Genomic DNA, 11,794 nt, shown 5'->3' on the forward strand with positions numbered 1-11,794 from the left:
CCTGTTCTTTTGTCTGATACAAAAGAACCAAAAAATCACAGCTGGATAAATATTCCCTAAAACTGCGTTCGGTTTTTTAGAAGAAACAAACTCATTCCCGTGTGGCGCGGGAATTCAGACAGTGTTTCTTCTGCAATTAAAAAACCGTTCTTGTTTTTATACGGAAATATTTATCAGGCTGAATCTTTTTATGAATTAACTCACCCCAGGGGTGAGTAATATTTCTGTCTATGTGATTCGCCTCACACAATCTGTTACCGAAGACATTTTATCATTTACTTTGTCGGGAAATTTTGTATATTTCTATTCATATTCATTCTGAATAATTCAGAACCAATTGTGGGAGGAAGCATGAAAAAAGGATTACTGAGTCTCTTCATCATTGCTACATTGTTCGCACAGGTAAAAGAAAAGCGAACTGAAATCACCACGGAAAAACTGTTCAGCAACAGTTCTACACCTATCAAAGTTATTCCGCGAATTCGACCCGGTTACAGTCCGCCACCGATGTTGGATACACGTGAATCTGTGGACGAATGGTGTGGCACCATGCCGGCATGGATTGAAAATAATGGTACACAAAGATCTTGTTCATTTTTCGGATCCACTGATGATCCAGGTGTAAGAGATTCCTATATTCCCGGAACAAGTTCCGACACTCTTATTATCAGGCTATACATCCACGCCTTTGCGGATAACAGCGGGAATAATCCAACGGCAACACTTGCAGACGCAGAAGCGCAATTGGTCACTCTCAATGAAGCGTTTTCCGACTATACACTCAAATTTGACGCCACATTCCAGATTCACAATGATGCAACTTATCAGACTATTACCAGTTCAGATTGGTCCACCGGAGCCCTCAAAGAACTCTACGGTGCCGATCCGCTGCAGTATCACAATCTCTATGTGTGCGATACGGATGCCAGCTGGAGCATCCTTGGTGTTTCGACGTTTCCGTGGGGCAGCGATGCGCTCACCACTTACGGCGGTACAATCTTAGATAAAGATTGGTTTGGCGGGCCGCGCACGTTTAGCGGTTCTGCTAATATTCCTCAGCATACCATCACGCACGAGCTTGGCCACGGAATGGGACTTTGGCACACACATCACGGCGTAAGTGAAGTGACCGATTGCGGTGACTGTTACGAAGGCGCAGATGGTTATACCTATGCTACCGGAGACAGCGCTGATGTAGTGGGAGACATGTGTTCAGATACAAAATCCACTCCCACTAATTATTCCTGCGGAGATCCAGGCACGACCGACTGCCAAAGCAACACCTTTACGGGAACGGATTTTCACAATTTTATGGGCTATGCCGATGACGATTGCTACGATCTTTCTAATGATGGATTTTCATCACAGCAGTCCGGAAGAATGCACGGATGGATTTCAGATAAATATATGGGGCTCATTGCTGATTCTTCTGATAAAACCTTGCTCAGTACCAGCTTTGAAGACGGCATGCCGAATGATTGGACAACAATCGATAATAACAGCAATGGAGCGACTTGGGGAGTAGGATCAAGTTCCACATTAGACATCTCATACTATGGAGATAAAGGTGCCTATATTTATTACTCAAGCGCGAATGATGATTATCTTGTAACACCTCAAATAAGTATCCCAAGCGATTTTTCGGCTGCGACTTTTTCTTTTTGGGCTCGATCCCATAGTGCCAGTTATTTGGAAGATTTTAATGTGCTGCTTTCCACATCCGACAGCCTTGCTTCCAGCTTCACCGTCACGCTTGAATCCATTACAAATTTATCATCTTCATGGACGAAGTATTCTTATGATTTGAGCAGTTATATTGGCCAATCCATTTTTCTTGCCGTTCAAAATGTATCCTTGAATGATTATTATATGTTTGCCGATGATTTTCTGGTTTCCGGAAATCGAAATACCAATGATGCACCGGTTGCATCGGATCTTAGTTTTTCTACCGATGAGGACACGGATTACACCGGAACATTTCCCGGAAGTGATGTGGATGTAGGCGATGCGCTCACCTTTTCCATCGTCACAAATCCGGCGAATGGAATGGTGACTTTGGACAATGCTTCATTGGGTTCATTTACGTACAGCCCAAATGCAGACTTTGTTGGTTCTGACAGCCTCAAGTTCAGAGTGAGTGACGGTACAGCCGCTGATACAGGGAAAGTCAGCATAACGGTTACGAATGTGAACGATGCGCCAACATTTACATCCACGGCCGTAACAAGCGTGGATGAAGATTCGGAATATTCATACACCATCTCAACATCGGATGCAGAAGGCGACAGTGTATTTGTAACAGCGCCCACCATTCCGGATTGGCTGACGCTTTCGGTGAATTCCAGTGCATGGGTCAGCACCTATGCCGGCTCAGCTGATGTGGGCAGTTACATTGATTCAACTCTTTTAGAATCAAGGTTTTCTTACCCGCGGGGTATTTGTATTGCAGATGACGGCACAATTTATGTTGGTGATGATGGGAATTCTGTCCTTCGAAAAATATCAACTGATGGAATTGTCACCACCCTTGCGGGAAGTGGATCAGTAGCTCATCAAGACGGTCAAGGTACGGCCGCATCTTTTAATAATCTTTACGGCATGGATCTGGATAGCGCCGGAAATATTTATGTTGCTGATTACTCAGGAAGGAGAATTCGTAAAGTGACTCCGGATGGTTTGGTAACAACCTATGCGGGAAATGGCGGCTGGGGTAATGTGGACGGCCCGGCGGAAAATGCAGAATTTTACCAGCCATATGACGTTGCTGTGGATAACCAGGGCAATGTTTATGTTACATGCACACATGCCTACACGATACGGAAAATCACTCCCGATGGCACGGTGAGCACTATAGCCGGGATACCATCTCAACGAGGGTTGGTGGACGGGGATTCATCAACCGCGCTATTGCACAGTCCTAGTTCGATTGAAGTAGATGACAGCGGCAACGTTTATTTTGCCGATTATGCAACGCTTCGGAAAATTACCCCCGATGGTAATATTGTCACGATTGCCGGAACAGGAACTCAAGGCCATGCAGATGGCCAGGGAACCAGTGCTCAAATTTATAGATTAGATGGATTGACATTTGATAATAACGCTAACATTTTATATGCTACAAATTATTGGTACGAATGCATCCGAGCCATCGATCAGGATGGTAATGTAACCACAATCGCCGGAAATAATAGTACCGGCAGCGCAGATGGAGATGGAAGTGTTGCTCAATTCAATTCCCCTCAGGATCTGTATCTATGGGGATCATCTATGTACGTTTGTGATACTGGTAATGATATCATAAGAAGAATAGACTTGCCGGCTTCCACCTTATCGGGCACGCCGGATAACGATGACGTCGGCGATCACAGCGTATCGCTCTTGGCAACCGATGAAAACGGTGCTACAGCCACGCAGGATTTTACGATTACGGTCAATAATGTGAATGATGCACCCGTTCTTACACTTGCCTTATCAGATATAACGGCGGATGAGGACGCGGCCGATACGACGATAGGTGACCTCAACAATTATTTTTCCGATGTGGATGATCCAATGCTTACGTTCAGCCATGTCAACGGCAATCCGAATTTGCTCAGCATCACTGCTGTGAATGATACCATTACATTCAGTTTAACACCGGACAGTAGCGGTTCTGCGGAAGTGATCTTCACCGCAGCAGATTCCGCAGGACTTTCCGTGAGTGACACGATGGTGGTCAATGTGGTTCCGGTCAATGATGCGCCTATTGCGGGTGATCTGACGGTTACCTTGGATGAAGATGAAACGCAGTCGTTTACACTTTCAGGATCCGATGTGGAACTCGATTCTCTGACATTTGCCGTTTTGGACAGTGCGTTGCACGGTTCGGTAACAGGAACAGCACCGTCGCTCACCTACACACCGGATATGGATTTTCATGGCTCGGATAGTTTATCGTACACGGTCAGCGACGGAATGGATTCGGATACAGCCAACGTCTGGTTTGAGATCAGCGCAATTGATGATCCTGCGTCCATGATATCTCTCTTAAGTCCGGCCAATGCTTTTGCTATAGCGATCAATGATACGAATGCCCTCACGGATTCGGTGACATTTGTTTGGTCGGCTTCGGAAGATCCGGATGATACCGTCGCGTACAAACTTATGGTGCAAAACATTGTGTACGACGGAACCGCCATGCTAGATACAGTTTTTCACGACACGGTTATCACGGATACGTCGGTCGTTGTTTTATACGAAGATATTCTCGATGATATTGCTACATATTTTGGTGACAACAGCATAATTGTATGGGATGTGAACTTGACGGCAGGAATGGTAGATACACTTTCCAATAACGGTCCATTCGCCCTTAGCATTGACGCATCGGGTGCAGTGGAATACCGTCCCGGTGATTTTTCACTTTTGACACCCGCAGACAGTTCACTACTTATATTCACAGAATCAAATGTATTGACGGATTCACTGTTGTTCAGCTGGGAAACCAGCGCCGATCCGGATGATTCTGTGATGTATGAATTCCACGTGCATCATACGATTTACGGTGAAGGTGATTCGCTCGGATCATTGGAACACGATTCACTGATGTTGGGGACGATGCTTTACGTTTTTTACGAAGACATTCTTGGCGACATCACCGATTTTATGGGTGATTCCAGTGAAGTGAGTTGGGATGTTGCTGCCGTCGGAGGCATGGATACGGTTGTGTCTCAGAACGGCCATTTCCGTTTTAATGTGGATGCGCATGAGGCGGTCAATTATGGTCCTCTTGTTGTACACGTTTCTACTACAGGATCAGATTCAACTGGTGATGGATCTGAAGAAAATCCGTTTGCGTCAATTCAAATGGGGATCGATAATGCGATTGATGGTGATACTGTATTAGTAGCGGCGGGGATGTACAATAGATTTGTAGTTGTTGGAGGCAATCATAGATATATAATGTCAACTCATGGAAGAGATTCTACAATTATTTATAATGAAGATGGGGTTCAAGGCAGTGGTGTACAGGATGCAGATTCAATCTTTATTGATGGTTTCACATTTGATGGTGGACCTATGGGCTTAGGTATTTGGGATGCAACTAATGTTAATGTTTCAAATATTAGAATTACAAATATAGTGACGCCTTATTGGAATGTTGGTAGTGCAATATTTGGCAATGGCTGGTCTTCTTACCTTATCATTGATAATCTTATAATCGAAAATTGCATAAACAACAGTAGTAATGATTTGGTAGAAGGTGTTGGTGAATTGACAAACATGACACTCGTCAACTCTACTTCAAATAGCTACTACTTAGTTTATTGGGTAGGTACTATAAGTAATTCAATAATTTGGGGAAACACATTTGGATCACCGATTGCTGGAGGCAATACAACATATTCTTACTCTAGTATTCAGAACAGTGGAGGAAGCGATAACTGGGATATAGAGGCTATAGATGGAGGTAATAATATTGATTCAAACCCTCTTTTCTGCAACCCAGATAGTGGTGACTTTACCTTAGCCGAAAACTCACCATGTGTTGGCACTGGTGAAAATGGTGCAAATATGGGTGCATCCGGCGAGGGATGTGCTGCCATTTATTTACCTCCGGAGGATTTTTCGCTCTTAAGTCCGAATGATTCCCTGATGATTTCCCTTACAAATGCAAACCTGACTTCAGATTCCGTAGTCTTTGTGTGGGAATCAACGAGCGATCCGGATGGTGATACTGTAATGTACCGAGCCAAGTTTGGTCATATCGTTTTTTCAGGAGGAACAATGATTGACACCGTGAAACATGACAGCACATTGACTGACACTAGTGTTGTTGTGTATTACGAGGATATTTATGATGACCTTTTTGATTTGAGTGGCGATAACAGTGTCATCAAATGGAATGTGGCGGCCATTGCCGGATCGGATACAGTGCTTGCTGAAAATGGTCCGAGGTATGTTCTAGCGGACGGCACTTCCTTGAGCGTGGATGAAGAATTCATCCCGACCGAATTTGCGCTGCATCAGAATTACCCGAATCCATTCAATCCTGTAACGACGATCCAGTACGATATTCCCGAAGCGGGAGAGATACGACTTGACGTGTATAATATTCTCGGTGAAAAAGTGGCAACCCTTGTTCAGGGACGCCAAGAAATCGGGCGCTATACCGTACGGTGGGATGCTGCCGGCATGGCCTCTGGAATGTATTTCTATCGGATTAGTTCACCGAAGTTCACGGCGACGAAAAAACTGGTGTTGATGAAATAGTAAGTTAGTCACCCTTTTGCCCCATTCAAGTCATTTCAAGTGACGTCAAAAAAATAATCATTCTCTTAACTTGTTGTATAGGACGAGAAAAGCAAGTATTTTCCTAGGCTTTTTTCGAAACGAAAAATCATGTTTGAACAATTATCAGAAAAATTAGACGCTGTTCTCAGGAACATTCGTGGCCTCGGGAAGATTTCGGATAAGAACATTCGAGACACATCTCGTCAGATTCGTCGTGTTCTTTTGGAAGCTGATGTCCATTTTGAAGTCGCGCGAGATTTTATCAAACGCGTAGAAACTAAGGCGCTTGGCGTTACGGTTACCCAATCTGTCAAGCCGGGATATCAGTTCGTCAAAATACTTCGAGATGAAATGTCCTCACTTTTGGGATCCAAATCATCCGGAATAACTTTTGCTAAAAAACCACCGACTGTTATTCTAATGGCCGGATTGCAAGGATCCGGGAAAACTACTACCTGCTCCAAACTTGCCAAAAAAATAAATGACGAAGGAAAATCCGTCATGCTGGTAGCGGCGGATATTTATCGTCCTGCAGCGATTGATCAATTAAAAATTTTAGGGAAACAGATTAATATTCCTGTCTATTCCGAAGGCCATAAGGATCCTGTAAAAATTTGCGAAAGCGCAATTAAAGAAGCCGTAGCGGAAAAAATTCAAGTTGTTATTCTTGATACAGCAGGTAGGCTTCATGTTGATGGCGAAATGATGCAGGAAATTGAAATGATTTCTGCTAAAGTCAATCCGGATGAAACTTTATTTGTAGCGGACGGAATGACCGGACAGGATGCGGTAATTTCTGCCAAAGCATTTTCCGAAGCATTGCAACTTACTGGTACCATTCTTACAAAGATGGACGGTGATGCAAGAGGCGGTGCGGCAGTCAGCATTTCTGAGGTTACCGGTGTTCCGGTCAAGTTTATGGGTGTGAGCGAGAAAATGGATGGACTTGAAGCATTTGATCCCAAACGGGTTGCCGATAGAATTCTGGGGATGGGCGATGTGGTTTCGTTGGTGGAAAAAGCCGAAAAGGTGATGGATGCGAAACAGGCGGAAAAACTGGAAGAAAAATTAAAAAAACAGTCATTCACGCTTGATGACTATAAAGAACAGCTGAACCAAATGAAAAATATGGGTCCCTTAAGCCAACTCGTCGGAATGATGCCCGGTATGAATAAAAAAATGCTAAAAGGCTTAAATTTAGATGACAGGCAACTCATTTGGACGGAAGCAATCATCAATTCCATGACGCAAAACGAGCGAAATAATCCGTCTATTATTGATGGAAGTTGCCGATCTAGAATTGCGCAAGGCTCAGGACGAACTGTCCAAGAAGTAAACCAGCTGATAAAACAATATTTTGCACTGCAAAAAATGATGAAAAAAATGGGTAAAATGAAATTACCTGCAGGACTGAACTACCCAATTATGGGTGCACATTAAGGAGACGAAACGTGTCAACGAAGATAAGACTGAAACGCATTGGAAGACGAAACCGGCCTTTTTATAGAATGGTCGTAATGGACTCACGCAAACGAAGAGATGGTGCTGCCATCGAAGAGTTGGGCTGGTACGACCCAATTAAAACAAAAGATCAGTATGTTTTAAAACAGGAGAGAATTTTACATTGGCTAAAAGAAGGCGCCGAAACAACAGACGCTGCCCACGGACTTCTCCGCGATTCGGGGTTGGCCCACCGCTGGCATCTGATGAAACAGGGAATGGATGAAAAATCGATTGAAACAGAAATGAAAAAATGGGAACTCAATCGAGAAGAGGTGAAATCTAACCGCGCCGAAAGAGCAGCCAAAAAAGCAGAAGAAAAGAAAACCGATGCAGTTGAGGAAATACCATCCGAAGACGTAAAGGTACCTACTGAAGATGCACCCAAAGATGATGCTTCGGCAACAGAAGATGCGACAACTGAGGAAGTTGCTGAGGATGAGGAAAAGGATGAAGTTGAAAAGCCGGTAGAAGAAACAACTGAAGAAGAGCCAACTGAAGGGTCTGACGCACCTGCTGAAGAAAGCGAAGAACCCGAAGATCCAGAAGAGGAACCAAAGGAAGAAGCTGTGACAGAAGAAACTTCTAACGAAGAACCTGCTGCAGAACCTGCCGAAGATGAAAAAGCAGACGAGCCGGCAGAGGAAGCTAAAGAAGAGGAAAAGGATGAAGATCAGGTTGAGGAAGTAAAAGAGGAAGAAACGGCCGAAGCTGAACCTCTAAAGGAAGTTGCTGAGGATGAGGAAAAGGATGAAGTTGAAAAGCCGGTAGAAGAAACAACTGAAGAAGAGCCAACGGATAAATCTGATGCACCTGCTGAAGAACGCGAAGAACCCGAACCAGAACCTGAGCCTGAACCCGAACCAGAACCTGAAGTAGAACCTGAAAAAGAAACAGAAGAAACAGTGGATGAATCTGAAGGAATTGAGCCAGCTGAAGAGCAAGTTAAAGCAGAAAGTATTGAGGAAGGAAAGAAGGAGGACAAATGATGGAAGAATTCATTGAAGTTGCTGTAAAGTCACTGGTGGATAAACCGGATGAAGTTCAAATTCATAAAGTGGAAACAGAACAAAGCATCATTTTCGAACTCACGGTTGGTGAGGGAGATTATGGCAAAGTCATAGGGAAAAAAGGACGAAATATTTCCGCTATCAGGACAATCCTATTTGCGATTAATGCCAAAGAAGGCGGCAAACGCGCCAGACTAGAAGTTATTGATTTGGTGGATAATGAATAAACTTTTTCCCATTGGGAAAGTAACCAAAGTCTCCGGGCTAAAAGGTGAAGTGCATGTCATTCCACTCTGCAGATATTTTGAAGATTATGCTGAAAATCCAACTCTATTTTTAGGGTATTCTAATGATTCGGCTTTGGAAATGAAGCTGAAAAAATCTGCCAGAATAGGAAAAAAGACACGAATCTTATTTGAAGGTGTACAAAACAGACTTGAAGCGGAGGCGCTTGTGGGGCAAAAGGTTTTCACACATGCATCCGAAAGTGACCCAATTTCTTTTGTTTCGCAGGATTTGATCGGATACGAAGTCTTCACAGATTCGGGTAAATTCGTAGGCAATTTAAAAGATATTCTTTGGTTGCCTGCAAACGATGTGTACACGATCGAAAAAGATGAGAAAGAGTTTTTAATTCCGGTTATTTCCGAAATCGTAAATTCGATTGATCATAACAATGAAGAAATTGTGATTCGCCCTATAGACGGATTGATGGATCATTAATGCAGATAGCAATTATTACAACGGTCCCCGACTTGGTTAAAACAACCATCCGCTATAGTATTCTTCGCCAAGGGGAAGAACGCGATGCCGTCCAATTCCATGTTGTTGATCTAAGAGAGTTTGGCGAAGGAAATTACCGACAGGTTGACGACACCCCTTTTGGTGGCGGTAGTGGAATGGTGTTGATGGCGGGACCCATGTTTAAAGCAATTGAACATGCATTTGAATTGGTAGGCGGACAAGACGGAACAGCCGTGGTGTATCCGAATCCGCAAGGTGAAATATGGTCCGACGGTGTGGCAACAACTTTGTGCGACACAGAACGCATTATTTTTATTTGCGGACATTACAAGGGAATTGATCAACGTGTGATTCAAAAATATGTCACACATGAATTTTCTATTGGCGATTTTGTTGTGTCAGCAGGCGAACTTCCTGCACTATTGATGATGGATAGCATTATTCGCTTAGTCCCGGGTGTATTGAATTCCCGAGAATCTGCCTTGTCCGATAGTTTTACATCCGGCTTACTTGATACTCCCTGGTTCACAAAACCTAGGGAAATAGATGGAATGGAAGTTCCTGATACCCTTTTAAGCGGGCACCACGATCATATTGATAGCTGGCGTCAAAATCAGCGTGAAAAACGGACGCAGATGAGACGACCGGATTTATGGGAAAAATATAAAGATAAAATGAAATCTATGGAGAGTGAACAATGACAAATACACAATCAAACCAATTAAAAACTGACATTCCAAAATTTAATTCAGGCGATACCCTTTCTGTGGACGTAAGAGTCGTTGAAGGCGGTAAAGAACGAACGCAGAAATTTGAAGGAGTGGTTATCGGTAGAAAAGGTGCAGGTATTTCTGCAACATTTACATTAAGGAAAATTTCAGGGGGAGTTGGTGTGGAACGTATTTTCCCGCTTCATTCACCTTTGCTAAAGACCGTAAAAGTAACACGGCGTGGAAAGGTGCGGAGAGCCAAACTAAATTACTTGCGAAAGCTAACTGGGAAAGCAACCAGAATTACGGAAAAGCGGTAATCTTAATCCCACATCTTAAAAGCCCTTCCCGTCCTCGGTTAGGGCTTTTGTGTATATGAATCGACAAGCCAAAATAATTCTAGCATTAACAGGTGCTTCTCATATGGTTGCACATTCGCTCATGTTGGTTTATCCAACTTTAATGGTAATTATTAAAGATGAGCTGGGTTTGGGTTTTGATGCTCTCGGTTTTATAGCACTTGGGAGCTCATTTATGTTTGGTTTAGGGGCAATTCCTGCAGGATATTTTGAAAACAAACTCGGCGGAAGGAAACTGTTGCTCATTTTTCAGTTTTCTTGTCTTTTAGCTGGAATATTGGTGGCACTTTCCTCCACAACAACCCAATTTACCTTAGCACTCATATTTGTTGGTTTTGTTGCATCCATTTATCATCCGGCAGGATTAACCATTTTATCCAGACGGGTTCGTCCAATGGGAAGAGCCATGGCAATTCATGGAATTATGGGTTCTATTGGTTTAGCCCTAGGTCCAATTTTGGCAACCGTTTTTGCCGAGTGGGGTATATGGCGATATGTATATCTTTTTCTAGCAAGTGTCGGTGGTGTTTTAGGGCTGGCGACATTGGTTCTGATTCCCAAAAAGGATTCACCTGAGGAACTAGAAACGGATAAAGCTCTTTCCCCTGATTCAACAAATAAAAAGGCACTTATTTATTTTTACATTACAGCCGTACTAATGGGGTTGGCATACAACGGATTTACCACATTTATGCCTTCACACTTTGCCATGAATACGAATGAATTTTTAGGAAATCTTTCGAGCACATTTAAGGCAGGTTTTTTTCCTGCGTTGGTTTTTCTTTCTGGAATATGCGGACAATGGATCGGTGGAATTCTTGCGGATAAATATCCCAGACCTGTGGTATTGATTTGGGTTGTACTTCTAAATATCCCATTTCTTATATTAATGGGAATCAGTACAGATCATTATTTAGTTGTGTGGAGTATTTTTCTCGGAATTACTCATTTTAATTTTCAACCCATTGCCAATACGTTGATTTCAGAATTAACCCATTCCAAAATGCGCGGGCTTGGATTTGGTATTAATTTTTTCTTGACGTTTGGTGTGGGCGCCATTGCAGCCGGATTGAGTGGAATTATCGCACAGAAATTTGGTGTAATCTGGGTTTTTCCGACCATGGGAATCATTCTTATTCCTGCTGTACTTACTGCGCTGATGGTAATTGAAAGTACCCGAGTTTCATCTTGATAATTC

General features: G+C 43.3%; 8 protein-coding genes. All 8 read left to right on the forward strand.

Features of this window, described 5'->3' with window-relative positions; all coding sequences use genetic code 11:
* The first annotated feature begins 351 nt into the window (after nt 1–351).
* The 8 genes from HOD97_07730 (at nt 352) to HOD97_07765 (ending at nt 11,788) form a co-directional block, all read left to right on the forward strand.
* The gene (locus tag HOD97_07730; GenBank protein MBT4281485.1) at nt 352–6,252 is read left to right on the forward strand and encodes a tandem-95 repeat protein; all 5,901 of its coding nucleotides are present in this window, start codon (nt 352–354) and stop codon (nt 6,250–6,252) included.
* A 126-nt stretch (nt 6,253–6,378) separates the two neighbouring features.
* Nucleotides 6,379–7,713, forward strand: a complete 1,335-nt coding sequence (ffh, locus tag HOD97_07735; protein MBT4281486.1) for a signal recognition particle protein — start codon at nt 6,379–6,381, stop codon at nt 7,711–7,713.
* A gap of 11 nt (nt 7,714–7,724) precedes the next feature.
* Complete coding sequence (gene rpsP, locus HOD97_07740) at nt 7,725–8,762, forward strand: 30S ribosomal protein S16 (protein ID MBT4281487.1); 1,038 nt, start codon at nt 7,725–7,727, stop codon at nt 8,760–8,762.
* On the forward strand, nt 8,759–9,010 hold the full coding sequence (locus tag HOD97_07745; protein ID MBT4281488.1) for a KH domain-containing protein: 252 nt from the start codon (nt 8,759–8,761) through the stop codon (nt 9,008–9,010). Before rpsP ends, HOD97_07745 begins: the two co-directional genes overlap by 4 nt.
* Nucleotides 9,003–9,506 (forward strand): 16S rRNA processing protein RimM, encoded by a 504-nt coding sequence (gene rimM, locus HOD97_07750; GenBank protein MBT4281489.1) that lies wholly within the window; start codon nt 9,003–9,005, stop codon nt 9,504–9,506. Before HOD97_07745 ends, rimM begins: the two co-directional genes overlap by 8 nt.
* Nucleotides 9,506–10,228 (forward strand): tRNA (guanosine(37)-N1)-methyltransferase TrmD, encoded by a 723-nt coding sequence (gene trmD, locus HOD97_07755; GenBank protein ID MBT4281490.1) that lies wholly within the window; start codon nt 9,506–9,508, stop codon nt 10,226–10,228. Before rimM ends, trmD begins: the two co-directional genes overlap by 1 nt.
* Nucleotides 10,225–10,557 carry a 50S ribosomal protein L19 gene (gene rplS, locus HOD97_07760; GenBank protein ID MBT4281491.1) on the forward strand — a complete coding sequence of 111 codons (333 nt, stop codon included), beginning with the start codon at nt 10,225–10,227 and terminating at the stop codon, nt 10,555–10,557. Before trmD ends, rplS begins: the two co-directional genes overlap by 4 nt.
* A 55-nt stretch (nt 10,558–10,612) precedes the next feature.
* A complete protein-coding gene (locus HOD97_07765; protein ID MBT4281492.1) occupies nt 10,613–11,788 on the forward strand; it encodes an MFS transporter in 1,176 nt (391 codons plus the stop codon).
* Nucleotides 11,789–11,794 lie beyond the last annotated feature (6 nt).

This window comes from Candidatus Neomarinimicrobiota bacterium, assembly GCA_018651745.1.
Lineage (GTDB): Bacteria > Fidelibacterota > Marinisomatia > Marinisomatales > TCS55 > JAAZYX01.